This window comes from Streptococcus oralis, from assembly GCF_019929345.1.
Lineage (GTDB): Bacteria > Bacillota > Bacilli > Lactobacillales > Streptococcaceae > Streptococcus.
Genome location: NZ_JAHZPJ010000012.1, coordinates 15312 through 41591, shown reverse-complemented (window position 1 = coordinate 41591; position 26280 = coordinate 15312). Strand labels below are relative to the sequence as shown.

Genomic DNA, 26280 nt, shown 5'->3' with positions numbered 1-26280 from the left:
GAGTTGCTCACGTCCCCACCACTTAAGGGGAATATCAAAAAAAGAAGAAAAAACAACAAGGAGAAAAACACATGTCTAAAATTATCGGTATTGACTTAGGTACAACAAACTCAGCAGTTGCAGTTCTTGAAGGAACTGAAAGCAAAATCATCGCAAACCCAGAAGGAAACCGCACAACTCCATCTGTAGTATCATTCAAAAACGGTGAAATCATCGTTGGTGACGCTGCGAAACGTCAAGCAGTCACAAACCCAGATACAGTTATCTCTATCAAGTCTAAGATGGGAACTTCTGAAAAAGTTTCTGCAAATGGAAAAGAATACACTCCACAAGAAATCTCAGCTATGATCCTTCAATACTTGAAAGGTTACGCTGAAGAGTACCTTGGTGAAAAAGTAACCAAAGCAGTTATCACAGTTCCAGCCTACTTTAACGACGCTCAACGTCAAGCAACAAAAGACGCTGGTAAAATCGCTGGTCTTGAAGTAGAACGTATCGTCAACGAACCAACTGCAGCAGCCCTTGCTTACGGTTTGGACAAGACTGACAAAGAAGAAAAAATCTTGGTATTCGACCTTGGTGGAGGTACATTCGACGTATCTATCCTTGAATTGGGTGATGGTGTCTTCGATGTATTGTCAACTGCAGGGGACAACAAACTCGGTGGTGACGACTTTGACCAAAAAATCATCGACCACTTGGTAGCAGAATTCAAGAAAGAAAACGGTATTGACTTGTCTACTGACAAGATGGCAATGCAACGTTTGAAAGATGCGGCTGAAAAAGCTAAGAAAGACCTTTCTGGTGTAACTTCAACACAAATCAGCTTGCCATTCATCACTGCAGGTGAGGCTGGACCTCTTCACTTGGAAATGACTTTGACTCGTGCGAAATTCGACGATTTGACTCGTGACCTTGTAGAACGTACAAAAGTTCCAGTTCGTCAAGCCCTTTCAGATGCAGGTTTGAGCTTGTCAGATATTGACGAAGTTATCCTTGTTGGTGGTTCAACTCGTATCCCAGCCGTTGTAGAAGCTGTTAAGGCTGAAACTGGTAAAGAACCAAACAAATCAGTAAACCCTGATGAAGTAGTTGCCATGGGTGCTGCTATCCAAGGTGGTGTCATCACTGGTGATGTTAAAGACGTTGTCCTTCTTGATGTAACACCATTGTCACTTGGTATTGAAACAATGGGTGGAGTATTTACAAAACTTATCGACCGCAACACTACTATTCCAACATCTAAATCACAAGTCTTCTCAACTGCGGCAGACAACCAACCAGCCGTTGATATCCATGTTCTTCAAGGTGAACGCCCAATGGCAGCAGATAACAAGACTCTTGGACGCTTCCAATTGACTGACATCCCAGCTGCACCTCGTGGAATTCCTCAAATCGAAGTAACCTTTGATATCGACAAGAACGGTATCGTATCTGTTAAGGCCAAAGACCTTGGAACTCAAAAAGAACAAACTATTGTCATCCAATCGAACTCAGGTTTGACTGATGAAGAAATCGACCGTATGATGAAAGATGCAGAAGCAAACGCTGAAGCAGATAAGAAACGTAAAGAAGAAGTAGACCTTCGTAACGAAGTAGACCAAGCAATCTTTGCGACTGAAAAGACAATCAAGGAAACTGAAGGTAAAGGCTTCGATGCAGAACGTGATGCTGCCCAAGCTGCCCTAGATGACCTTAAGAAAGCGCAAGAAGACAACAACTTGGACGAAATGAAAGCAAAACTCGAAGCATTGAACGAAAAAGCTCAAGGACTTGCTGTTAAACTCTACGAACAAGCCGCAGCAGCCCAACAAGCTCAAGCAGGAGCAGAAGGCGCACAAGCAACAGGAAACGCAGGTGATGACGTCGTAGACGGAGAGTTTACTGAAAAGTAAGATGCAAAGCCCGTTAAAACCTCACAGTGAAAATAGGAAATCTGACGCAGAAACTTTAGTTTCTAGAAAGATTTGCACCTAAAGGTAGCCATATCTGTAGTTCGCTAAAGCGAAAACAGCTACGTCTCTTTTTCACCAAGAGGTTAGGGCGTGCTCAATTCGGTAAGATGTTGAGGCGTTAAGAAAACGAAAGAAAAATAGGAAGCCATCGCCTTGTGCGATGCACAAAAGATGGCTTATCTTTTTTCCGAAGTTTTTAGCCGAAACTCAGTTAAGCATTACTAGTTTAATTTTTAAAACTTGAATGTCGTAATGATAAAAAGAAATCCAGAGGTTGCAACCCAGCCTCTGTTTTTCGGTAAAATAGAGGGTGTAGCTTATGAAAAAAGTACTTTGTGTCATTTATCCTAATTTTTCTCTTTATGAGATAGCCTCTTTAACGAGTACTTTAGCTCTGTCTTTTGACATCACGATTGATTATGTAGCTTCAAATCATTCGATGATTGTCTCTGAAGATGGTTTGCCCTGCCAACCGACGAAGACGTTGAATCAAATACGTCTAGAAGATTATTCTTGTGTCATTTTGCCAGGAATGGTAAATATAGTTCCTGCTCTACAGGATGAAAAATTAAATTCGTTTTTGAGGGGACTCGGCAAGCAGAATATCTTAATTGCAGCAATTTCTTCAGCGCCCCTTTTATTGGCAAAAGCAGGTTTGCTGAACGATACGAAATTTACAGGTGGGATTTGGCAAAACTTCTTTGACTATTTTGAATTTCTTCCACGTGAGAATTTCCAACCCAAACTGGTTGTGCAAGATAAAAATATCATTACGGCTATAGGCTTTGCACATCAAAAATTTGCAAGAAAAGTGATTCTTGGTCTAGGTTTGGCAGAAAATACTGACAACTATTTTAAAGAACAGAACGAATATTCAGAAGAGGACTTGATTTTTACTCTATCGGACAAAGAGTTTGATGAAGTGAAGCAGAGTATAGAAAATACCCTCTAATGATTTACTTATAAATTATAGAAAGGAATAAGGGTGTTCGAGTAACTGAACACGGGCTACGGACTGTGTCAAAAAGATAGTTTTTTCTAGGACGTAAGCGTCCGTCGTCAAAACTCCTATTTTGACTGTGTCCGTTTGACGCCCTTTGTATCTTGAATTATGAACAATACTGAATTTTATGATCGTCTGGGGGTGTCAAAAAACGCTTCGGCAGACGAGATCAAAAAGGCTTATCGTAAGCTTTCAAAAAAATATCACCCAGATATCAACAAGGAGCCTGGTGCTGAGGAAAAGTACAAGGAAGTTCAAGAAGCCTATGAGACTTTGAGTGACGACCAAAAACGTGCAGCCTACGACCAATATGGTGCGGCGGGTGCCAACGGTGGCTTTGGTGGTGCTGGCGGTTTTGGCGGCTTTGACGGAGCAAGTGGCTTCGGTGGTTTTGAGGATATCTTCTCAAGTTTCTTCGGCGGAGGCGGAGCTTCGCGCAATCCAAACGCTCCTCGTCAAGGAGACGACCTCCAGTATCGTGTGAGTTTGACTTTTGAAGAAGCTATCTTTGGAACGGAAAAAGAAGTTAAATACAATCGTGAAGCCAGCTGTCGTACATGTAATGGATCTGGTGCTAAACCAGGAACAAGCCCAGTCACTTGTGGACGCTGTCATGGCGCTGGTGTCATTAATGTCGATACGCAGACTCCGCTTGGTATGATGCGCCGTCAAGTAACCTGTGATGTCTGTCATGGTCGCGGAAAAGAAATCAAAGATCCATGTACAACTTGTCACGGAACGGGTCATGAAAAACAAGCTCATAGTGTACATGTGAAAATCCCTGCTGGTGTGGAAACAGGCCAACAAATTCGCCTAGCAGGCCAAGGTGAAGCAGGCTTTAACGGTGGGCCTTACGGAGACTTGTATGTAGTGGTTGCAGTAGAAGCCAGCGATAAGTTTGAACGTGAAGGAACAACTATTTTCTACAAGTTAAATCTTAATATCGTCCAAGCTACTCTTGGAGATACTGTTGAAATTCCAACCGTGCATGGAGATGTTGAATTGGTTATCCCAGAAGGAACACAGACTGGCAAGAAATTCCGTCTACGTGGCAAGGGAGCACCGAGTCTTCGTGGCGGTGCCGTTGGTGACCAATACGTTACTGTCAATGTCGTGACTCCAACAGGTTTGAACGACCGTCAAAAAGCAGCGCTTAAAGAATTCGCAGCTGCTGGCGACTTGAAAGTCAATCCAAAGAAAAAAGGATTCTTTGATCATATAAAAGATGCCTTTGAAGGAGAATAAAGTAAAAAGAGCCGGCTGGCTCTTTTTTGTGTAGTCTTTAAAAATCTATCATTGGGAGAATCATTTTCCAGCTGGTCTACTATTTATACTTTTGAGTGAGCAAGCCAGCCTTATCCATCTCCCAGATGAGTTGCTTGATTTCCGCTTCTTTACCAGATTTCACGGTGACGGTATCAATGCGCTTAATCGCCGAATTATCCTGAATATCTACTAAGGTCAAAGCTTTTTCATAGAATGCGATTCCCTTTTTAAAACTTTCCTGATTATTCCAAAAGAGAAGTGAGTAATTAGGGTTAAATTTCTTTCCTTTTTCTTGGAAATACTTCTCGCCCTCCTTCTCTAAAAATTGGAATAAGCCATGGTTGAACAAGTTATCCCCTACTTTATAGTAGGAAATCTCTCCTGTCTGGAGGACATAGACTTCGAGTCGGTTTTTGGTGAGTTTTGGACTTTCTTTTAGGACGGGGTGGCTATTGATGACCTCATCTGAGAAAGTAACATAAAAATGTAAGCCCCCACCCTCAAATTGATACCTTCCATTTGATTCTACTTTCTTAGGAGGCATATCAAGAGAGATAAAGATTTGTTTTAAGGATTCATTCCCTTTTTGGATGTCACTCGGTGAGGCCTTGAAAAGATTCATAAGTAGTAGAAATGCCAAGGCTACAAGCAGGCAGAGGCAACCACAAGGGATCGCGATGACCTTCGCTAGAACTTTTAAAAACTGTTTCATTTTCATTCCTTTTCTTTATCTGGACTTGACAACCTAAAATGGATTTAAGGAAAGTTGTTGGCTCTTTTTACTTATCCTCAAGCTCCTGTGTTTCTTTTATCACAGCCAGTCTAGTTTGGAAATCTTTTTCTAAAACTTTGAACTTGTAGGTCAAGTTTTTTTGGTATTCCTTGATAAGGGCTTTTTGTTGGTCGATGATTTGCAGGCTATTTTGAATGATATCCAAATCATCCTTGATAGCTTCGACACGGTCGGTTGTATCTAGCACTTCATCCTGAATGGCTTGGCGATTTTTCACGACAAAATAACTTCCAGCTGCAGCTCCTGCGAATAGCAGTAGATTTGATAGTTTCATGGCATCTCCTTAAGCGTTTTTAATGGTTTCAGCGACTTGGGCAAGTTTGTCAAAGTCAGGTTCGTGGGCGATAAAGTCAATCTTGAGGTCATCTTCTGCACCGTAGCGAGGTACGAGGTGCACATGGGTATGAAAGACCGTTTGACCAGCGACTTCCTCACAGTTGGCGATGATGTTCATACCAGCAGCTTTGGTAGCTTTCATAACTTTTTGAGCTACCAGTGGCACTTGGGCAAAGAGTTGGCTGGCACTTGGGGCATCCATCTCCAAAAGATTGCGATAGTGCTCTTTTGGCACGACTAAGGTGTGTCCAGGTGTTACTTGAGAGATATCAAGAAAGGCAAGAATCTGCTCATCCTCGTATACTTTTGAAGCAGGAATCTCCCCTGCGATGATCTTACAAAAAATGCAATCTGACATAAAATCCACCTCTACTGTATTGAATTTTGATATAATATAGCTACATTATACCAGATTTGGAGAAAATATGTTAGAAATTAAAAACCTGACAGGAGGCTATATTCACGTTCCTGTCTTGAAAGATGTGTCCTTTACCGTTGAAAGTGGGCAGTTGGTCGGTTTGATTGGCCTCAACGGTGCTGGGAAATCAACGACAATCAATGAGATTATCGGTCTGTTGACACCTTATAGTGGGGAAATCAAGATTAATGGTCTTACCCTGCGAGAAGATGCAACCAACTATCGCAAGCAGATTGGCTACATCCCAGAAACGCCTAGCTTGTACGAGGAATTGACCCTCAGAGAGCATATTGAAACGGTGGCTATGGCTTACGGTATTGAGCAAAATATGGCTTTTGAGCGAGTAGAATCTTTGTTAAAAATGTTTCGTTTGGATCAAAAATTGGACTGGTTTCCTGTTCATTTCTCCAAAGGAATGAAGCAGAAGGTCATGATCATCTGTGCTTTTGTCGTGGATCCGAGCCTTTTCATTGTCGATGAGCCTTTTCTTGGCCTCGATCCACTCGCTATTTCTGACTTGATTCAGCTTTTGGAAGTGGAAAAGCAAAAAGGCAAGTCTATCCTCATGAGTACCCATGTTCTGGACTCGGCGGAGAAGATGTGTGACGCCTTTGTCATTCTCCACAAGGGTGAGGTGCGGGCTCAGGGAAATTTGGAGCAACTCCGCGAGGCCTTTGCCATGCCTGAGGCTAGTTTGAATGACATTTACTTGGCTCTGACCAAAGAGGAGGGGCTATGAAAGACTTGTTTTTAAAGCGAAAGCAGGCTTTTCGTAAGGAATGTGTAGGTTATCTGCGCTATGTTCTAAATGACCACTTTGTCTTGTTCTTACTAGTTCTCATCAGTTTTTTAGCTTACCAGTACAGTCAACTCTTGCAAAATTTTCCTGAAAATCATTGGCCTATCCTCTTGTTTTTGGGAATTGTATCTGCCCTGCTTTTGGTTTGGGGAGGAATCGCGACCTACATGGAAGTACCGGACAAACTCTTTCTCTTAGTCAGTGAAGAGGAGGTTAAGTCCTACCTCAAAGGGCAGACGATGCGCTCACTGGTCTTTTGGCTCTTGGTCCAAACCCTTTTCTTGCTTTTATTTGCGCCCTTATTTTTAGCCATGGGCTATGGTTTGCTAGTCTTTCTCATCTATGTGCTTTTATTGGGAGCTGGGAAATATCTCCTCTTTCGTCAAAAAGCCAGTAAATTTTTTACTGATACTGGTCTCGACTGGGACTATGTGATCTCCCAAGAAAGCAAGCGCAAGCAAGTTTTGCTTCGTTTCTTTGCTCTCTTTACGCAGGTCAAGGGCGTTTCAAATAGTGTCAAACGTCGCGCTTATCTGGATTTCATTCTAAAGACGGTTCAAAAGGTTCCAGGGAAGATCTGGCAAAATCTCTATCTTCGTTCTTACTTGCGAAATGGAGACCTCTTTGCCCTCAGTCTCCGCCTCCTCTTCCTATCCTTGTTAGCTGTGATCTTTATCGAGCAAGCTTGGATCGCGACAGCGGTGGTAGTGCTGTTTAACTACCTCTTGCTCTTTCAGTTACTCGCTCTCTATCATGCCTTTGATTACCAATACTTGACCCAGCTCTTTCCACTAGAAAAAGGGGAGAAAGAAAAGGGATTGAAACAGATTGTAGTCGGTGTGGGAAGTGCAGTTCTTTTGCTGGAATTACTGGTCGGAGCAGTGGTTTTTCAAGAAAAAATAGCCTTGTTGGCTCTTGTAGGAGCTGGTCTCTTCCTACAATTGTTTTATTTACCTTACCAACTAAAAAGACTGGTTGACGAATAGACCAAAAACTAGTAGAATAGTAAGGAAACTTTATACGGAGGAAAGAAATGGACTTGGGTGATAATGAGCTAACGCTGACCCCTATCCCTGGGAAGAGCGGCAAAGCTTATATGGGAAGCTACCCTGATGGGAAGCGCGTCTTTGTAAAAATGAACACCTCTCCAATCCTACCTGGCCTAGCCAGAGAACAAATCGCTCCTCAATTACTATGGACTCGTCGTTTGCCAGATGGTCGTGATATGTGTGCCCAGGAATGGTTGACGGGTAAAATCTTGACACCGCACGATATGAACCGCAAGCAGATCATCAATATTTTGACACGTCTTCACCGCTCACGTCCCTTGATGAAGCAGTTGAGCCGTTTGGGATATACCATGGAGACGCCAGTAGACTTGTTGCAATCTTGGAGGCAGGAAGCACCCGAAGTCTTGAAACGACATCAGTACTTAAACTCGGTGATTGATGATTTGCGCAGGACAGTTCCAGGATTTAGGGAAGACCATGCTACGATTGTGCACGGTGATCTTCGCCATAGTAATTGGATTGAGACAGAGAGTGGACTCGTTTATCTAGTGGATTGGGATTCGGTTCGCCTGACGGATCGCATGTTTGATGTGGCGCATATGCTGTGTCATTATATTCCAGAGCAACATTGGCATGATTGGCTGACTTATTACGGTTATAAGTACAATCAGACAGTGTTAGATAAATTGTATTGGTATGGTCAGTATTCTTACTTGAGCCAGATTACCAAATACTTTGTAAATCAAGATTTAGACAATGTAAACCGGGAGATTTATGCCTTGCGTGTCTTCCGTGATAAGTATGGAAAGAAGAGATGAGAGTTAGAAATCGTAAAGGGGCGACAGAATTACTAGAGGCTAATCCCCAGTATGTTGTCCTCAATCCCTTGGAAGCCAAAGGGAAATGGCGAGACTTGTTTGGAAATGATCATCCTATTCATGTTGAAGTTGGAAGTGGCAAAGGGGCCTTCGTATCTGGAATGGCCAAGCAAAATCCTGACATCAACTACATCGGGATTGACATCCAAAAGTCGGTATTGAGTTATGCCTTGGACAAGGTGCTTGAAGTTGGAGTCCCCAATATCAAGTTGTTGTGGGTAGATGGTTCAGATTTGACCGACTACTTTGAAGACGGTGAGATTGATCGTCTCTACCTAAACTTTTCAGATCCTTGGCCTAAAAAGCGCCATGAAAAACGTCGTTTGACTTACAAGAGTTTCTTGGATACCTTCAAGCGCATCTTGCCTGAGAATGGGGAAATCCATTTCAAGACGGATAACCGTGGCTTATTTGAGTACAGCCTGGTGAGCTTTTCTCAGTATGGGATGAAACTCAATGGTGTTTGGCTGGACTTGCATGCCAGTGATTTTGAAGGCAATGTCATGACAGAGTATGAGCAAAAATTCTCTAGCAAAGGTCAAGTGATCTACCGAGTTGAAGCAGAATTTTAAGAAATAGCTTGAAAACCAGCTGTTTGAGTGCTAATGCTTTACATAAATTGACAAACGTGCTATACTGATAGTAAGAATATGAGAAAGAGAGGCGGGGAAATATCTTCGCCTCTTGCTTATGAGGAGGTGGACGCAATCGCAACAATCGTAGAATTAGTCAGAGAAGTTGTAGAACCTGTCATCCAAGCACCTTTCGAGCTCGTGGATATCGAGTATGGAAAGATTGGCAGTGACATGATTCTCAGTATTTTTATAGATAAACCTGAAGGAATTACCTTGAACGACACGGCAGACCTGACAGAAATCATCAGTCCTGTCCTAGATACCATCAAGCCAGATCCCTTCCCAGAACAATATTTCCTAGAAATCACCAGTCCAGGCTTGGAACGTCCTTTGAAAACCAAGGATGCTGTCGCTGGAGCAGTTGGGAAATACATTCATGTCGGGCTCTACCAAGCCATTGATAAACAAAAAGTCTTTGAAGGAACCTTGGTATCCTTTGAAGGGGATGAGTTGACTATGGAGTATATGGACAAGACACGTAAGAAAACCGTCCAAATTCCATACAGTTTAGTATCAAAAGCACGTTTAGCAGTAAAACTATAGAAAAGAAAGGATAGCTTTTGAGGATTCAAAAGTAAAAAGAACATGAGTAAAGAAATGCTAGAGGCCTTCCGCATTTTGGAAGAAGACAAGGGAATCAAAAAAGAAGACATCATCGACGCAGTAGTAGAGTCACTTCGTTCCGCTTATCGCAGACGCTATGGTCAATCTGATAGCGTAGCCATCGACTTCAATGAAAAAACAGGAGACTTTACAGTTTATACTGTCCGTGAAGTTGTTGATGAAGTATTTGATAGCCGTTTGGAAATTAGCTTGAAAGATGCTCTTGCCATTAATTCAGCCTATGAGCTTGGTGACAAAATCAAGTTTGAAGAAGCACCAGCTGAGTTTGGTCGTGTAGCAGCCCAATCTGCTAAACAAACCATCATGGAAAAAATGCGCAAGCAAACACGTGCCATCACTTACAATACTTACAAGGAACATGAACAAGAAATCATGTCTGGTACAGTAGAAAGATTTGATAACCGTTTTATTTACGTCAACCTTGGCAGCATCGAAGCCCAATTGTCCAAACAAGACCAAATCCCTGGAGAAGTCTTTGCTTCCCATGACCGTATCGAAGTCTATGTTTATAAGGTTGAAGACAACCCTCGTGGTGTCAACGTCTTTGTCAGTCGTAGCCATCCAGAAATGATCAAACGCTTGATGGAGCAAGAAATTCCAGAAGTCTACGATGGAACTGTTGAAATCATGAGCGTAGCTCGTGAAGCAGGTGACCGTACGAAAGTAGCCGTTCGTAGCCACAATCCAAACGTGGACGCCATCGGGACAATCGTTGGACGTGGTGGTGCCAACATCAAGAAGATTACGAGCAAATTCCACCCAGCTCGTTACGATGCCAAGAGCGATCGTATGATTCCTGTCGAAGAAAACATCGACGTTATCGAGTGGGTAGCAGATCCAGCTGAGTTTATCTACAATGCTATCGCACCTGCAGAGGTTGACCAAGTTATCTTTGATGAAAATGACAGCAAACGTGCCTTGGTCGTTGTTCCAGATAACAAGCTTTCTCTTGCGATTGGTCGTCGTGGACAAAACGTTCGCTTGGCAGCTCACTTGACGGGTTACCGTATCGATATCAAGTCTGCAAGTGAATTTGAAACTATGGAAGAAGCAGGTCAAGTGGATTACGCAGCTGCGGACGAATTAATCGAAGAATAAAAGCTGCTAGAGGAGGGAAAGATGAAAACAAGAAAAATCCCTTTGCGCAAGTCTGTTGTATCCAATGAAGTGATTGATAAGCGTGATTTGCTCCGCATTGTCAAGAACAAAGAAGGGCAAGTCTTTATCGATCCGACAGGCAAGGCCAATGGCCGTGGCGCTTATATTAAGCTAGACAATGCAGAAGCCCTAGAGGCCAAAAAGAAGAGAGTCTTTAACCGCAGCTTTAACATGGAAGTGGAAGAAAGCTTTTATGACGAGTTGATCGCCTATGTGGATCACAAAGTGAAAAGAAGAGAGTTAGGACTTGAATAAGCAAAAGATAAGTAATCTCTTGGGACTTGCTCAACGAGCAGGCCGGATCATATCGGGTGAGGAATTGGTGGTCAAGGCCATCCAAGACCAGAAAGCCAAGCTAGTCTTTCTAGCCCATGATGCTGGTCCCAATCTGACCAAGAAAATTCAAGATAAAAGTGACTATTATCAAGTAGAAGTTATAACCGTGTTTTCAACACTGGAATTAAGCATAGCAGTCGGAAAATCGAGAAAGGTTTTGGCTGTGACAGATGCTGGATTTACAAAGAAAATGAGGTCTCTTATGGAATAGAAGAGGAGGACATGATTTGTCTAAGAAAAGATTGTACGAAATCGCAAAAGAACTTGGAAAAGAAAGTAAAGAAGTTGTAGCGCGTGCAAAAGAGTTGGGCTTGGATGTAAAAAGCCACTCATCGAGCGTGGAAGCTGCTGCTGCTGAGCAAATTGCAGCTAGCTTTAAACCTGCACCTGCTCCTAAGGCAGAAGTAAAACCTGCAGCAACAAAAGCAAGTGTAGAAAAGAAAGAAGAAAAGCCTGCATCAGCTGCACCAGCTGCCGTTAAGGAAGAAAGCAAACCAGCTACACCTGTAGCTCCTAAGGAAGAAAAAGTAGTGGCAGCGAGACCACAAAGTCGAAACTTCAAGGCGGAGCGTGAGGCGCGTGCTAAAGAGCAGGCAGAGCGACGCAAACAAAACAAGGGCAACAACCGTGACCAACAACAAAACGGCAACCGTCAGAAAAATGACGGCCGTAATGGTGGAAAATCTGGTCAAGGGAACCGCGACAATCGCCGATTCAACGACCAAGGGAAAAAACCACAAAGTCAAGGGAATCGTGGCAATGATCGCCGTCAGCAACAAGACTTCCAGCCAAAACAAGCTGGACCACGTGTTGACTTTAAAGCCCGTGCAGCGGCTCTAAAAGCAGAGCAAAATGCAGAGTACGCACGCTCAAGCGAGGAGCGCTTCAAACAATCGCAAGCTGCCAAAGAAGCCTTGGCTCAAGCTAATAGACGCAAGGAACCTGAGGAAATCTTTGAGGAAGCTGCTAAGCTAGCTGAACAAACGCAGCCAGCAGTAGCAGTAGCTCCTGTAGCGAAAGAAGCGCCAGTGGATACACGTCGTAAAAAACAAGCTCGACCAGACAAAGAACGTGACGATTATGATCACGAAGAAGATGGTCCTAGAAAACAACAAAAGAATCGAAGTAGTCAGAATCAAGTGAGAAATCAAAGAAATAGTAACTGGAATAACAACAAGAAAAATAAAAAAGGGAACAAGCAAAACAACCGTAACCAGACTCCAAAACCTGTTACAGAGCGTAAGTTCCATGAATTGCCAACAGAATTTGAGTATACAGATGGTATGACTGTTGCGGAAATCGCAAAACGTATCAAACGTGAACCAGCTGAAATCGTTAAGAAACTTTTCATGATGGGTGTTATGGCCACACAAAACCAATCCTTGGATGGGGAAACCATCGAACTCCTCATGGTGGATTATGGTATCGAAGCCAAACAAAAGGTTGAAGTGGATAATGCCGACATCGAACGTTTCTTTGTCGAAGATGGTTATCTTAACGAAGATGAATTGGTTGAGCGTCCACCAGTTGTGACGATCATGGGACACGTTGACCATGGTAAAACAACCCTCTTGGATACCCTTCGTAACTCTCGTGTTGCGACAGGTGAAGCAGGTGGTATCACTCAGCATATCGGTGCCTACCAAATCGTGGAAAATGGCAAGAAGATTACCTTCCTTGATACACCAGGACACGCGGCCTTCACCTCTATGCGTGCGCGTGGTGCTTCTGTTACCGATATTACCATCTTGGTCGTTGCAGCCGACGACGGGGTTATGCCTCAGACTATTGAAGCAATCAACCACTCAAAAGCGGCCAACGTTCCAATCATCGTAGCTATCAACAAGATTGATAAACCAGGTGCCAATCCAGAACGTGTTATCGGTGAATTGGCAGAGCATGGTGTCATGTCAACAGCTTGGGGTGGAGATTCTGAATTTGTTGAAATCTCAGCTAAATTCAACCAAAACATTGATGAACTCTTGGAAACAGTCCTTCTTGTGGCTGAAATTCAAGAACTCAAGGCAGACCCAACAGTGCGTGCGATCGGTACAGTTATCGAGGCTCGCTTGGATAAAGGAAAAGGTGCGGTCGCAACCCTTCTTGTTCAACAAGGTACCTTGAATGTCCAAGACCCAATCGTTGTCGGAAATACCTTCGGTCGTGTCCGTGCTATGACCAATGACCTTGGTCGTCGTGTCAAGGTCGCAGGCCCATCAACACCAGTTTCTATCACAGGTTTGAACGAAGCGCCAATGGCGGGTGACCACTTTGCTGTTTACGAGGATGAGAAATCTGCGCGTGCAGCAGGTGAAGAGCGTGCGAAACGTGCTCTTATGAAGCAACGTCAAGTAACCCAACGTGTCAGCCTTGAAAACCTCTTTGATACGCTTAAAGCTGGTGAGCTTAAGTCAGTTAATGTTATCATCAAGGCCGATGTACAAGGGTCAGTTGAAGCCCTTTCTGCCTCCCTTCAAAAGATCGATGTAGAAGGTGTCAAAGTTACCATTGTCCACTCGGCAGTCGGTGCTATCAACGAGTCTGACGTGACTCTTGCGGAAGCTTCAAATGCCTTTATCGTTGGTTTCAACGTACGCCCTACACCACAAGCGCGTCAACAAGCCGAAGCTGACGATGTAGAAATCCGTCTCCACAGCATTATCTACAAGGTTATCGAAGAGATGGAAGAAGCTATGAAAGGGATGCTTGACCCAGAATTTGAAGAAAAAGTTATCGGTGAAGCAGTTATCCGTGAAACCTTCAAGGTATCTAAAGTGGGAACCATCGGTGGATTCATGGTTATCAACGGTAAGGTTACCCGTGACTCTAAAGTCCGTGTTATCCGTGACGGTGTCGTTATCTATGACGGCGAACTCGCAAGCTTGAAACACTACAAAGACGACGTGAAAGAAGTTACAAACGGTCGTGAAGGTGGATTGATGATTGATGGCTACAATGATATCAAGATGGATGATGTGATTGAGGCTTATGTCATGGAAGAAATCAAACGTTAAGATTTTTGCTCCTTTCTTAGGTGGTGAGGGACGCAAGCAAACCGATGGTTTCATTGCTTATTTTTGAGCCTAGTGTCTCAAAAATCCCCTGTGATGGGACTGATAAATCAGTTCCATCACTTTCACCACAGCGAAAGAAGCGAATGAGTTCAAATTGCACTTTGTTTCAATTTGAACTGAAAATCAATAAATTTAAAAATAGCTAGGTCTGCTGGCCTAGCTTTTGGTTCAAAGTAGAGAAAGGAATATCATGGCAAATCATTTTCGTACGGATCGTGTGGGCATGGAAATCAAGCGTGAAGTCAATGAGATTTTGCAAAAGAAAGTCCGTGATCCGCGTGTCCAAGGTGTGACCATTACAGATGTTCAGATGCTGGGTGACTTGTCTGTTGCCAAGGTTTACTACACCATTTTGAGTAACCTTGCTTCGGATAATCAAAAAGCTCAAATCGGGCTTGAGAAAGCAACTGGTACGATCAAACGTGAACTTGGTCGCAATTTGAAATTGTACAAAATCCCAGATTTAATCTTCGTCAAAGATGAGTCCATTGAATATGGAAATAAGATTGACGAGATGCTACGCAATCTGGATAAAAACTAAGAAGGAGGGGCAACCCTCTTTTTTGGTGGAGGAATCGTACTAAAAAATACTGGGGGAATCTCTCTAGAGTAAAAAATTGTTAAAAAGCTTTATAAAGCTCAGCTTGTATGATAGTCTAGAAATTAGAAAGAGTGAGATGAAATGATTTCTTATCAATAATTAGCTAGTCTAGTATAGCAATCAGCTAGAAACTACAGTTAGAAAAGGAAAGATAATATGGGATTCATTAAAATTCTAGCCAAGACTTACGGGAATTACATTTTTGTGATGCAAAGCGTCAAAGTTGTGAAGAACATGAAAAAAGATGACAATGCTCTAGTAGGTTTCGGGAAAGTACTGCTTGCTGACAAGCTGATGGATGTCGCCCAGTGGCTCGCAAAAACAGAGGATAAGGAATAACTTGAAATGAAAGAAACTAGCAGGAACTCCGCTGCTAGTTTTTTAATCTCTTCCCATATGGTATAATATAAGCAGGAAAATCATTTTAGAACATACAATGGAGGTCGTCATGGATAATATCATCGATGTGTCAATTCCCGTTGCAGAAGTAGTGGACAAGCATCCAGAAGTTTTGGAAATCCTAGTGGAGCTGGGTTTTAAACCACTTGCTAATCCCTTGATGCGCAATACAGTCGGTCGCAAAGTATCGCTCAAACAGGGTTCTAAGCTCGAAGGAACCCCTATGGACAAGATTGTTCGCACACTGGAAGCAAATGGCTACGAAGTGATTGGATTAGACTAATGGCAGATGAACGGATTCATATCCTACGGGATATTTTGTTAGAATTGCACAATGGCGCCTCTCCTGAGTCGGTTCAGGAGCGTTTTGATGCGACCTTTACGGGTGTTTCAGCCATCGAGATTTCTCTCATGGAGCACGAGCTGATGAACTCAGACTCAGGTGTCACCTTTGAAGATGTCATGGAGCTATGTGATGTCCATGCCAATCTTTTTAAAAACGCTGTTAAGGGCGTCGAAGTGGAAGATACCGAACACCCTGGTCACCCAGTTCGCGTCTTCAAGGATGAAAATCTGGCTCTCCGTGCTGCCTTGATTCGCATTCGGAGATTGTTAGATACCTATGAGTCTATGGAAGACGAAGAGATGCTGGCAGAGATGCGCAAGGGCTTGGTTCGACAGATGGGGCTTTTGGGCCAATTTGACATCCACTACCAGCGCAAGGAAGAGCTCTTCTTTCCCATCATGGAGCGCTATGGTCACGATTCACCCCCAAAAGTTATGTGGGGAGTGGATGACCAGATTAGGGAACTCTTTCAGATAGCTCTAACGACAGCCAAGTCACTGCCAGAAGTGCCGATTAGCACTGTAAAAGAAGATTTCGAAGCTTTTGCGACAGAGTTTGAAAGTATGATTTTCAAGGAAGAGTCTATCCTTCTCATGATTCTTCTTGAGTCCTTCACTCAGGATGATTGGATTCAGATTGCGGAGGAGAGCGATGCCTACGGCTATGCCATCATCCGTCCGTCAGAGAAATGGGTGCCAGAACGTCAGAGTTTCGTTGAGAAAAAAAGTGCAGAAGAGCCCGTACAACTAGACACGGCTGAAGGTCAAGTTCAGCAAGTCATCAATACGCCTGAAGGCCAGTTTACTATTACCTTTACCCCTAAGGAAAAGGAAGCGGTGCTGGACCGTCATAGTCAACAGGCTTTTGGGAATGGCTATCTCTCCGTCGAGCAGGCCAACCTCATCCTCAATCACCTCCCTATGGAGATTACCTTTGTCAATAAAGACGATATTTTCCAGTATTACAATGACAATGCGCCAGCTGATGAGATGATTTTCAAACGGACGCCATCCCAAGTCGGGCGCAATGTTGAACTCTGCCATCCGCCCAAGTACTTAGACAAGGTGAAGGCTGTTATGAAAGGTCTTCGTGAGGGTAAAAAGGACAAGTATGAAATGTGGTTCAAGTCGGAGTCGCGAGGTAAGTTTGTCCACATCACCTATGCTGCGGTACACGATGAAAACGGAGAATTTCAAGGAGTGTTGGAGTATGTTCAGGATATTCAGCCCTACCGAGAGATTGATACGGACTATTTCCGTGGATTAGAATAAGGAGAATCAATGAGTTACGAACAGGAATTTATGAAGGAATTCGAAGCCTGGGTCAATACCCAGATCATGATCAACGACATGGCGCACAAGGAAAGTCAAAAGGTCTACGAAGAAGACCAAGACGAGCGTGCCAAAGATGCCATGATTCGCTACGAAAGCCGCTTGGATGCTTATCAGTTCTTGCTTGGTAAGTTTGAAAATTTCAAGGCAGGCAAGGGATTCCATGATTTGCCAGAGGGCTTATTTGGTGAGCGAAATTATTAAAATAGTGATACTTTCTTGATTTTTTATCGAAATCTTGATAGAATATCTTTATTAAATCCTTGTCAGATCAGGGATTTTTTATTGAAAGGATTTTATCATGTCAAAGAAACTCCAACGTAAAAAACAATTAAGAAATAGTCTTCGTCGCTCAGGTGCCTTTTCAAATACGGTGACTAAAGTTGTCGAAGAGACCAAGAAAGTCGTGAAACATGCAGAAAAGTCTGCCAGCGAAGCAGGAAAAGTTGTCTCTAAAAAAGTGGAACAAGCAGTAGAAGCGACCAAGGAACAAGCTCAAAAAGTAGCCAATTCAGTAGAGGATTTCGCAGCTACTTTGGGTGGTCTCTCAGTAGATCGTGCTAAGACTTTCTATGATGAAGGTATCAAGTCGGCTGCTGACTTTAAAAACTGGACGGAAAAAGAACTCCTTGCCTTGAAAGGAATCGGCCCAGCTACCATCAAGAAATTAAAAGAGCACGGAATCAGCTTCAAGTAATCTTTCTTGCCCCTTGCATTTCCGAGAAAAACTTGCTACAATAGAGCCATTAGAGGTGTTTTGAATCCCACATTTTACAGAAAGTGGCGGTGCTGAGAAGTCCACAAATGTGTCAAAACTAGTTGCTGATGGATGAAAATGAAATAAACAAAGATGCGGGCATCTGCCCGAAACTGGGTGGTACCGCGGATAAGCACATTCGTCCCTGTCATGGATATGGCAGGGCTTTTCTTTTGCGTCTTAGTCAAAGGAGGTTTTCATGAAGCAATCCTTTAAAACCAGTAAGCTCTACTATGGTTTTCCTATCTTCATCTTAGGGTATCAGGACCTGAAGTTTGGGCATAATATCACGACCTGTAGCTCCTCTTATAGTTTGGGAGATTGGCTAGTCATCGGTGTCGGTGCTGAGGAAAATGCAGCTGAGCAAATCAAACATTACCAGAAGTTTACTGTGAATATCCCTGATGAAAATCTCATGCTCGAGATGGAGCAGGCTGGTTTTATCAGCCATCGAGAAAAGTTGGAACACTTGAGGCTAGACTACGAGATTTCTGAACAGACCCAGGCACCGATTTTAGAGGCCTGTCCAGTTATATTGGACTGTCAGGTAGATAGGATTATCGAGGAAGATGGCATCTGCCATATCTTTGCCAAGATTCTCGAGCGACTTGCTGATCCTGAGCTCTTGGATGACAAGGGGCATTTTAAAAATGACCGTTTTTCGCCAACTTACTTTATGGGGGACGGACACCAGCGAGTTTATCGTTATCTGGATGACCGAGTCGATCCTATGGGGAGCTTCATCAAGAAAGCGAGGAAGAAGGATGGCTAGAGCAACATTACCTGAACGAATCGAAACGGAGCGACTTATCCTACCCGAGCGCAATCAAAAGGAAAATCTACCAGCTGGCTACGGAATTGTCGTCAAAGGAACCGATAAAGTCATCGGATCTGTTGATTTCAACCATCGCCATGAAGATGATGTTCTTGAGATTGGCTATACCTTGCACCCAGACTATTGGGGCCGAGGCTATGTGCCAGAAGCCGTCAGTGCTTTGATAGAAGTTGCTTTTACCATTCTTAAACTCCACAAAGTTGAAATTCGATGTTTTGATTACAATAAACAAAGTCAACGAGTCGCTGAGAAACTTGGTTTCACCCTTGAAGCTCGCCTCCGAGACCGCAAAGATGCCCAAGGCAATCGCTGTGCAGAGTTGGCTTATGGCTTGCTGAGGAGTGAGTGGGAAGATAAGGGGATGATTAATAGACTTAAAGTATTTTTCGAGTCTCTGAGAAATAATATTCTCACCATATTATTTAGTATTTCATTAGCTGGGGGAATTAGTGTTGAACTATCGATAATACTTAGAAAGTTAAAATTAGATGTATTAAAAGATTCTATAAATCATTTGCCATTTAATATGATTGAAATAATTATTTTAATTTTGACTCCTATTTTATTGTTGACAACATTTTTAAAACTTCCAAAAATAAAGAAAAGATTTAAAGTATCCATTGTTAGTTTATCTATAATATTAATAATTTTAGGAATATACACTCTGATTTTTTTAAATTCATACAAAGTTATGACTATCAGTAACTTATTATCTTTGATTTTATTTTATTTGTGTTTCAATATTGTTTATATAATTATAGAACTGTTATTTTATTTGTATAATCGAATATATAATTGGCTATTAGACAAAAATAGTACCGTTGAGCCTGCTAAATTGACCCTAATATGGACCGTTATTGCATTTATATTAGGAATGTTTATTTCAAAGAAATGAGGTATTAGTGATGGAGGAAATTAAGGATTATATTGAAGAATATATTTCGAATGTATGGTTATTTGTTGTAAACATTATATTTGAAATAGGGACTTGTATATATACTTTTTTATTTAAAAATAGCCAAGCAGTAAAAAGTATAACAACCAATGAGAACTTAAATACAGTTACTAAAGCATTCAAGATTGTTCAATTACCAGAATACTATGAGCATTTGATAGTCGGACTAGTTTGGATATTCGTACTATTAGGAATAATATTATATACTTTAAAACAAAAGAAATATCTTGGAACATTGATATATGTTATTTTTGTTGTTGTTTTCTGGTTGATTTTTTGGGATCCAATTTTAACATCATTTCTAATTTTGGGTGCTTTAGGAATAGCTGGAATATATTCATTTGATAATTAAAGGAGAACACACATGTCTAAAGAACTTTCACCTAAATACAATCCAGCCGAGGTTGAGGCTGGTCGTTACCAAAAATGGCTTGATGCTGATGTTTTCAAGCCTTCAGGCGATCAAAAGGCTAAGCCTTATTCTATCGTCATTCCACCACCAAACGTGACTGGGAAACTCCACCTTGGTCACGCTTGGGATACGACTTTGCAGGATATCATCATCCGTCAAAAACGCATGCAAGGCTTTGATACCCTTTGGCTTCCTGGTATGGACCATGCGGGGATTGCCACTCAAGCTAAGGTTGAAGAGCGCTTGCGTGGTGAAGGCATTTCCCGCTATGACCTCGGTCGTGAAAAATTCTTAGAGAAAGTCTGGGAATGGAAAGACGAATATGCCACTACCATCAAGGAACAATGGGGCAAGATGGGTCTCTCTGTAGACTACTCTCGTGAGCGTTTCACCCTTGATGAAGGTTTGTCAAAAGCGGTTCGTAAGGTTTTCGTGGACCTTTACAAGAAAGGCTGGATCTACCGTGGTGAGTTTATTATCAACTGGGACCCAGCAGCTCGCACAGCCCTTTCTGATATCGAGGTGATTCACAAGGATGTCGAAGGAGCCTTCTACCACATGAACTACATGCTAGAAGACGGTTCACGTGCCCTTGAAGTTGCGACAACTCGTCCGGAGACCATGTTTGGGGACGTTGCTGTTGCGGTCAATCCAGAAGACCCACGCTATAAGGACTTGATTGGTAAAAACGTCGTCCTTCCTATCGCTAATAAATTGATTCCAATCGTTGGAGATGAGCACGCAGACCCTGAGTTTGGTACTGGTGTCGTGAAAATCACGCCTGCTCACGATCCAAACGACTTCTTAGTTGGTCAACGACACAACTTGCCACAAGTCAACGTCATGAACGATGACGGAACTATGAATGAGCTTGCCTTTGAATTTGCGGGTATGGATCGTTTTGAAGCTCGTAAGGCAGTCGTTGCTAAGCTAGAAGAAATCGGTGCCCTCGTTAAAATCGAAAAACGTGTCCACAGTGTTGGTCACTCAGAGCGTACTGGTGTTGTGGTTGAACCACGCTTGTCTACGCAGTGGTTTGTCAAGATGGACCAATTGGCTAAAAATGCCATTGCCAACCAAGATACAGAGGATAAGGTAGAATTCTACCCACCTCGTTTCAATGATACCTTCCTCCAATGGATGGAAAACGTCCATGACTGGGTAATCTCTCGTCAGCTCTGGTGGGGCCACCAAATCCCTGCTTGGTACAATGCTGAAGGTGAAATGTACGTTGGTGAAGAAGCTCCAGAAGGTGACGGTTGGACTCAGGACGAAGACGTCTTGGATACTTGGTTCAGTTCGGCCCTTTGGCCATTCTCAACCATGGGCTGGCCTGATGTTGACGCAGAAGACTTTAAACGTTACTTCCCAACTTCAACCTTGGTAACAGGTTACGACATCATCTTCTTCTGGGTGTCTCGTATGATCTTCCAATCCTTAGAATTCACTGGCCGTCAGCCATTCCAAAACGTCCTTATCCACGGTCTTATTCGTGACGAGCAAGGACGCAAGATGTCTAAGTCTCTTGGTAACGGGATTGATCCAATGGATGTTATTGATAAGTACGGAACAGATAGCCTGCGTTGGTTCCTTTCAAATGGTTCTGCACCAGGGCAAGACGTCCGCTTCTCTTACGAGAAAATGGATGCTTCATGGAACTTCATTAACAAGATCTGGAATATCTCTCGCTATATCCTCATGAACAATGAAGGTTTGACCCTTGAGCAAGCAACAGCCAATGTCGAAAAAGTTGTCAATAAGGAAGCTGGAAACGTCACAGATCGCTGGATTCTCCACAACCTCAATGAAACGATCGGAAAAGTCACTGAAAACTTTGACAAGTTTGAGTTTGGTGTGGCTGGACACATCCTCTACAACTTCATCTGGGATGAGTTTGCGGACTGGTATGTTGAGTTGACCAAGGAAGTCCTTTATAGCGATAACGAAGAAGAGAAAGTCATCACACGTTCTGTTCTCCTTTATACTTTGGACAAGATTCTTCGTCTCCTTCACCCAATCATGCCATTCGTGACAGAGGAAATCTTTGGACAAATCTCAGAAGGATCTATCGTTACAGCGGAATACCCAACTGTTAACCCAGCCTTTGAAGACCTTGCGTCCCACACAGGTGTCGAAAGCCTCAAAGACTTGATTCGCGCCGTTCGTAATGCGCGTGCGGAAGTAAATGTAGCTCCAAGCAAGCCTATCACTATCCTTGTCAAGACAAGTGATAGCGACTTGGAAGCCTTCTTTAACAGCAATGTCAACTACATCAAACGCTTCACAAATCCAGAACACTTGGAAATCGCATCAACCATCCCTGCACCTGAACTTGCTATGTCAAGCGTCATCACAGGAGCAGAAATCTACTTGCCACTGGCAGACCTCCTCAATGTCGAAGAAGAACTGGCTCGTCTCGATAAGGAACTAGCTAAATGGCAAAAAGAACTGGATATGGTCGGCAAGAAACTCTCTAACGAACGCTTCGTAGCCAATGCTAAACCAGAAGTCGTCCAAAAAGAACGCTACAAACAAGCCGACTACCAAGCTAAATATGATGCGACCGTCGCACGTATTGATGAGATGAAGAAACTCGTGAAATAATTATAGAAAGATAGCATAAAAACATAGTGTAAAAACTGTGTTTTTATGCTATAATCAATATGATAATTTTTTGTTGAAAGTTGAGATATTTTTATGACACAAAGTAAGCTTGTCAGAAGAAATTTTGATATATCGTTTAATGAACTTTATGATATGTATAATGATGGTGAGTTAGTTATTAAGCCAGAATTCCAAAGATTGTTTAGATGGTCATTAACACAGTAATCTCTCTTTATTGAATCTCTTCTTTTAGATATGCCCATACCGCCTATCTATGTAGATGAGCAAGAGGATGGGAGATATGTTCTAGTAGATGGACTACAAAGAATTTCATCTTATTTAAATTTCAGAGGTATTACGTTAGATTCTTCGGAATTAAAAGCTATAGACCCAGAAGAAGATGACTGCGAAATAGACTTTGAACGAGTTGAACCAGGTTTTCAATTATCAGGTTGCGAAATTATCGATGATTTGAATGGTAAAAAATTCGAACAGTTAAGTATAGAAGAAAAACGTCAATTAAAACGAACGTTTATTCGAGTAGAAGTCTTAACAAAAGAAAATCCAAAAGAAATTAAGTACCATATGTTTAAGAGATTAAATTCTGGCGGTGCATTGCTATCTAAGCAAGAATTAAGAAACAGTAACATACGTATGATTGACGAGAAGTTCATAAACTTTATTAATGAACTTGCTAACTCTGAAGATTTTGTTGAATTAACGCATTATATGACAGAATCTGATAAGCAGCAAATGAAGAGAGCTGAAATCGTTTTAAGATTTTTCTTGTTTAAAAATAAATTTATTAATGATAATCCAGATGTAAGAATGGGATTTTTAGATGATGAACTTACGGCTTATTTAGAAGAAGTTTCATCACAAAAGATTCCTTTTGAATATGAAACAGAAAAGGAAAACTTTTTAAATTTAATTTCGTATCTTAAGAATTGTTTTGGTAGTGAGATTTTCAGTGGTATTAGCAAAAACAATACCATTTCTAAAAGATTTGTCCAGTATAACTATGACGGCTTTATGCAATATTTCTCAAAAGAGAGTAATAGAGATTTCTCAATTACTCTTGATAAGATTAATGAGATAAAAAATAGTGATGAGTACAAGCAATACCGAACTGGAGGCTTGGAAAATTCTAGAAAACGCGTTGAGGTAATAACAGGGAAATTAAATGAATGATATCAGGGAGTCTCTTGACAAAATTTTAGAAATTTCAATTGATAGTATTATAAATGAACAGAATTTTTTAAATTTAGTATTATCCGACTCGCCTGAGGGCAATATTCTAAAAGAATTGCCAATCTTTAAGGATAATGGAGCATTATATAAATTGATCTTTTCAGTCTATGCTACCTTTGAATTTACAATTAAAGAATGCTGTAATACAGTATTGCTAACAATTGATAATAATAGTCTAGAATCATTGACAGATGAGCTACAAATGCTAACTTTTCGACAGAAGCTAGATGAATTACGAAAAAAAATCACTGAGAAAAGAGAAGATAACACAGTTATTAAACCACTTACGGATTTACATATCAAAATTAAACAACAAAGTAAATTCAACAGCAATGAAAATATGATTGATACGAAGTCAAATTTGAATTACAACAATTTTACAGAAATTCTTGAAATATTTCATTTTGATAAAAAAAATATAACTCCTACTCAATTATTATTGACTCAATAATAACTTATCGAAATATGATTGCTCATGGAAATAGGAAAGATCTTACTGAAATAAATATTAGACAACATATTCCTGGCAATTATCAAATTATTACTTTACAAAAAGAAAAAAATCGACTTTACTTTGAAGATTTATGTAGTAAAATGATTAGTCTTCTGGAACTATTTTGTCATGATCTTACAGATTATGTAAATGAGCAAAAGTATTTTCGCCAAGATAGATGAATATTATTTTAAATAATAAAAAAGAACGATATTCTAAAAGTTAAACTAAAAATTTTATATTTTTTAGAATAATTTACAAACACGGTGGATGCCGTGTTTTTTTGGTATAATGAATATAAAAATAAAGGATTTTAAATTTAGGAAGAATTAAAGAATGAGGGAAATCAAACGTTTAACTGTAATAGACTTTTTTTGTGGGGCAGGTGGTTTTTCAGAAGGTTTTCGAAGAGCAGGTTACGATGTAATAATGGGAATTGATAACTGGCAACCTGCAATTACCACACATAATTTTAATCACGGACTAAATGATAATGTAAAAAGTGTACTTGATTTTGAGAATATGGAAGAAATAAATAAGTTGCCAGATACAGATATCATCATTGGTAGTCCACCATGTCAGTTGTTTTCTCTTTCTAATCAAGGAGGAAATGCTAATAAAGATTCAGGTATTAATCTGATTAAAACTTTTTATAAAGTAATTGCCGTAAAGAAATTTCAAAAGAATTCTAAGTTAAAAGCATGGTTAATGGAGAATGTCCCAAATTCACAAAACTATGTCCAAGAAGAATACACATTTGAAGACTTAGATTTAGCAGAATGGGCTCTGTCTCAAGATTTAAACCCCAAATCTATTGCAATAAAATCAAAATATAATGGTGGTATTTTACACGCGGACGATTATGGAGCTGCTCAATCAAGGAGACGTTTTGTCAGTGGAGAAATAACAAAAACAGGAAATTTCCCTTTCCCTGATAAATTGAAACAAGAAAAAGTAACTCTAAATAAATTATTTAAAAACTTTCCCGATCCTTTAGCTCATTCATCTTGCGATTTTATAGTAGATCCTAATTATCCCCTCGAAAAGGTAAGTATTAATGATTTTAAAGATCATTTTTATGACACAGGCGTCTATCAAGTGCAGTGGCAAAAAGCTCGGGATTTGAAGCAAAGACATCCTTATATGGGTAAGATGTCATTTCCGGAAAATATGGATAAGCCAAGCCGGACAATTATGGCTACACAGTCAGCTAGTACTAGAGAGGCTATTCTATATAAATCAAATTGTAATAGAAAAGGTGATGGCGAGTATAGATTGCCAACTATCAGAGAAGCAGCTTGTATTATGGGGTATCCATTAGACTATCAATTCTTCGGTGATGAGTCTACAAAGTGGAGACAAATAGGAAATGCTGTTTGCGTTCAATTATCTTTTGCTTTAGCTGTTAAAATTTTAGAACTAATAAACTCACCACTATTACCTGCTCAGATTATTGATAAAGATCTAAGTCAATTTAAATATTTGGATAATAAAAAGATTAAAGATTTCAATAATCCTCCAAAGCGAAGTGAAAAAGCATTATTTAGACAATTTCCTATTAAGTCAGGAAATATGACTGTTGACTTAACTAATAAAATTAATGGAAAAGTTGGGAATTGGGGTGTTATTGCGCATGCTGGTACTGGTAAAGGGTTCAAAAGTATAATTATCTCCCGTTCTAATCAAATGGAAGCTAAAAAACTTCTTCGTAAATTAAAACCTGATTTAATAGAGGAATTGAGAAATAACGAAATTCTTAGGAAATATTCGATAAAACAATTAAATATAGAAAACAAGAAGTATGGTTTCTTTCTGGATGATGTTTCACATCCGTATTATATTATCAATTATATTGGCGAATTAATATACAACTATATAGATAATAACGATATTGAAGTTGATGTTTCTGGCACAGAGTTCACACAACTTAAGGAAAAGATCCCATTGAGCCAGTTAATGTCTATTTACCTAGTCCCGATAATAATTTATGGAAAATAAATGAATGGAGAAT

28 protein-coding genes and 1 pseudogene are annotated in these 26280 nt (G+C 41.0%); 26 read left to right on the top strand and 3 right to left on the bottom strand.

The annotated features are described in order from the left end of the window. Positions 1 to 71 precede the first annotated feature (71 nt). The 3 genes from dnaK to dnaJ all read left to right on the top strand — a co-directional run bounded on the left by dnaK (position 72) and on the right by dnaJ (position 4203). Entirely contained in the window at positions 72 to 1895 is a 1824-nt protein-coding gene (dnaK, locus tag K1I97_RS08100) for a molecular chaperone DnaK (protein ID WP_070800381.1), read from the top strand. Positions 1896 to 2274: 379 nt separating this feature from the next. Further along, positions 2275 to 2907: a DJ-1/PfpI family protein gene (locus tag K1I97_RS08095; RefSeq protein ID WP_223332103.1), complete on the top strand. Its 633-nt coding sequence runs from the start codon at positions 2275 to 2277 to the stop codon at positions 2905 to 2907. 159 nt (positions 2908 to 3066) lie between these two features. Then, a complete protein-coding gene (gene dnaJ / locus K1I97_RS08090; RefSeq protein WP_223332104.1) occupies positions 3067 to 4203 on the top strand; it encodes a molecular chaperone DnaJ in 1137 nt (378 codons plus the stop codon). Between the two features lie 79 nt (positions 4204 to 4282). Here the strand turns inward: dnaJ and K1I97_RS08085 are convergent, their stop codons facing one another. From K1I97_RS08085 to K1I97_RS08075, 3 genes are all read right to left on the bottom strand, one after another. Next, on the bottom strand, positions 4283 to 4936 hold the full coding sequence (locus K1I97_RS08085; RefSeq protein ID WP_223332105.1) for a hypothetical protein: 654 nt from the start codon (positions 4934 to 4936) through the stop codon (positions 4283 to 4285). Positions 4937 to 5003: 67 nt separating this feature from the next. Next, positions 5004 to 5291: a hypothetical protein gene (locus tag K1I97_RS08080; protein ID WP_223332106.1), complete on the bottom strand. Its 288-nt coding sequence runs from the start codon at positions 5289 to 5291 to the stop codon at positions 5004 to 5006. A 9-nt stretch (positions 5292 to 5300) separates the two neighbouring features. Beyond that, positions 5301 to 5711: an HIT family protein gene (locus K1I97_RS08075; RefSeq protein WP_223332107.1), complete on the bottom strand. Its 411-nt coding sequence runs from the start codon at positions 5709 to 5711 to the stop codon at positions 5301 to 5303. A 67-nt stretch (positions 5712 to 5778) separates the two neighbouring features. Between K1I97_RS08075 and K1I97_RS08070 the strand changes: the two genes are divergently transcribed. The 23 genes and pseudogenes from K1I97_RS08070 (at position 5779) to K1I97_RS07960 (ending at position 26267) form a co-directional block, all read left to right on the top strand. Next, complete coding sequence (locus tag K1I97_RS08070; protein WP_223332108.1) at positions 5779 to 6510, top strand: ABC transporter ATP-binding protein; 732 nt, start codon at positions 5779 to 5781, stop codon at positions 6508 to 6510. Then, positions 6507 to 7556 (top strand): ABC transporter permease, encoded by a 1050-nt coding sequence (locus K1I97_RS08065; RefSeq protein WP_223332109.1) that lies wholly within the window; start codon positions 6507 to 6509, stop codon positions 7554 to 7556. The genes K1I97_RS08070 and K1I97_RS08065 overlap by 4 nt, the downstream gene beginning before the upstream one ends. 47 nt (positions 7557 to 7603) lie before the next feature. Continuing rightward, positions 7604 to 8398 carry a cell cycle regulator CcrZ gene (gene ccrZ / locus K1I97_RS08060; protein WP_223332110.1) on the top strand — a complete coding sequence of 265 codons (795 nt, stop codon included), beginning with the start codon at positions 7604 to 7606 and terminating at the stop codon, positions 8396 to 8398. Continuing rightward, positions 8395 to 9030, top strand: a complete 636-nt coding sequence (gene trmB, locus K1I97_RS08055; protein ID WP_001266088.1) for a tRNA (guanosine(46)-N7)-methyltransferase TrmB — start codon at positions 8395 to 8397, stop codon at positions 9028 to 9030. The genes ccrZ and trmB overlap by 4 nt, the downstream gene beginning before the upstream one ends. Positions 9031 to 9156: 126 nt before the next feature. Next, positions 9157 to 9636, top strand: coding sequence for a ribosome maturation factor RimP (gene rimP, locus K1I97_RS08050; protein WP_223332131.1), 480 nt, complete (start codon positions 9157 to 9159; stop codon positions 9634 to 9636). A gap of 42 nt (positions 9637 to 9678) precedes the next feature. Further along, positions 9679 to 10815 (top strand): transcription termination factor NusA, encoded by a 1137-nt coding sequence (nusA, locus tag K1I97_RS08045; RefSeq protein WP_223332111.1) that lies wholly within the window; start codon positions 9679 to 9681, stop codon positions 10813 to 10815. Positions 10816 to 10836: 21 nt separating this feature from the next. Then, a complete protein-coding gene (gene rnpM, locus K1I97_RS08040; RefSeq protein WP_000857564.1) occupies positions 10837 to 11130 on the top strand; it encodes an RNase P modulator RnpM in 294 nt (97 codons plus the stop codon). Beyond that, a complete protein-coding gene (locus tag K1I97_RS08035; protein ID WP_001041396.1) occupies positions 11123 to 11422 on the top strand; it encodes a YlxQ-related RNA-binding protein in 300 nt (99 codons plus the stop codon). Before rnpM ends, K1I97_RS08035 begins: the two co-directional genes overlap by 8 nt. A gap of 16 nt (positions 11423 to 11438) precedes the next feature. After that, on the top strand, positions 11439 to 14225 hold the full coding sequence (gene infB, locus K1I97_RS08030; RefSeq protein WP_223332112.1) for a translation initiation factor IF-2: 2787 nt from the start codon (positions 11439 to 11441) through the stop codon (positions 14223 to 14225). A gap of 250 nt (positions 14226 to 14475) precedes the next feature. Further along, on the top strand, positions 14476 to 14826 hold the full coding sequence (gene rbfA / locus K1I97_RS08025) for a 30S ribosome-binding factor RbfA (RefSeq protein WP_084944015.1): 351 nt from the start codon (positions 14476 to 14478) through the stop codon (positions 14824 to 14826). Positions 14827 to 15042: 216 nt separating this feature from the next. Beyond that, a complete protein-coding gene (locus tag K1I97_RS08020) occupies positions 15043 to 15225 on the top strand; it encodes a hypothetical protein (RefSeq protein WP_223332113.1) in 183 nt (60 codons plus the stop codon). A gap of 109 nt (positions 15226 to 15334) precedes the next feature. Next, positions 15335 to 15568 (top strand): DUF1858 domain-containing protein, encoded by a 234-nt coding sequence (locus K1I97_RS08015; protein ID WP_000368739.1) that lies wholly within the window; start codon positions 15335 to 15337, stop codon positions 15566 to 15568. Continuing rightward, a complete protein-coding gene (locus K1I97_RS08010; RefSeq protein ID WP_223332114.1) occupies positions 15568 to 16902 on the top strand; it encodes a DUF438 domain-containing protein in 1335 nt (444 codons plus the stop codon). The genes K1I97_RS08015 and K1I97_RS08010 overlap by 1 nt, the downstream gene beginning before the upstream one ends. Positions 16903 to 16911: 9 nt before the next feature. Beyond that, complete coding sequence (locus K1I97_RS08005) at positions 16912 to 17166, top strand: DUF1912 family protein (RefSeq protein WP_000119707.1); 255 nt, start codon at positions 16912 to 16914, stop codon at positions 17164 to 17166. 97 nt (positions 17167 to 17263) lie between these two features. After that, positions 17264 to 17659 carry a helix-hairpin-helix domain-containing protein gene (locus K1I97_RS08000; RefSeq protein ID WP_000038697.1) on the top strand — a complete coding sequence of 132 codons (396 nt, stop codon included), beginning with the start codon at positions 17264 to 17266 and terminating at the stop codon, positions 17657 to 17659. 259 nt (positions 17660 to 17918) lie between these two features. Beyond that, the gene (locus K1I97_RS07995) at positions 17919 to 18491 is read left to right on the top strand and encodes a flavin reductase family protein (RefSeq protein ID WP_223332115.1); all 573 of its coding nucleotides are present in this window, start codon (positions 17919 to 17921) and stop codon (positions 18489 to 18491) included. Then, positions 18484 to 18906, top strand: a pseudogene (locus K1I97_RS07990) (GNAT family N-acetyltransferase); the annotation flags it as partial. The gene K1I97_RS07995 and the pseudogene K1I97_RS07990, both read left to right, overlap by 8 nt. Before the next feature lie 553 nt (positions 18907 to 19459). Further along, the gene (locus tag K1I97_RS07985; RefSeq protein ID WP_223332116.1) at positions 19460 to 19861 is read left to right on the top strand and encodes a hypothetical protein; all 402 of its coding nucleotides are present in this window, start codon (positions 19460 to 19462) and stop codon (positions 19859 to 19861) included. A 12-nt stretch (positions 19862 to 19873) separates the two neighbouring features. Further along, complete coding sequence (locus K1I97_RS07980) at positions 19874 to 22525, top strand: valine--tRNA ligase (RefSeq protein ID WP_223332117.1); 2652 nt, start codon at positions 19874 to 19876, stop codon at positions 22523 to 22525. A gap of 234 nt (positions 22526 to 22759) precedes the next feature. Next, positions 22760 to 23716 carry a DUF262 domain-containing protein gene (locus K1I97_RS07975; protein ID WP_223332132.1) on the top strand — a complete coding sequence of 319 codons (957 nt, stop codon included), beginning with the start codon at positions 22760 to 22762 and terminating at the stop codon, positions 23714 to 23716. After that, positions 23709 to 24227, top strand: coding sequence for an MAE_28990/MAE_18760 family HEPN-like nuclease (locus tag K1I97_RS07970; protein WP_223332118.1), 519 nt, complete (start codon positions 23709 to 23711; stop codon positions 24225 to 24227). Before K1I97_RS07975 ends, K1I97_RS07970 begins: the two co-directional genes overlap by 8 nt. Before the next feature lie 14 nt (positions 24228 to 24241). Further along, the gene (locus K1I97_RS07965) at positions 24242 to 24451 is read left to right on the top strand and encodes a hypothetical protein (protein ID WP_263284080.1); all 210 of its coding nucleotides are present in this window, start codon (positions 24242 to 24244) and stop codon (positions 24449 to 24451) included. A 154-nt stretch (positions 24452 to 24605) separates the two neighbouring features. Continuing rightward, positions 24606 to 26267, top strand: a complete 1662-nt coding sequence (locus tag K1I97_RS07960) for a DNA cytosine methyltransferase (RefSeq protein ID WP_223332119.1) — start codon at positions 24606 to 24608, stop codon at positions 26265 to 26267. Positions 26268 to 26280 lie beyond the last annotated feature (13 nt).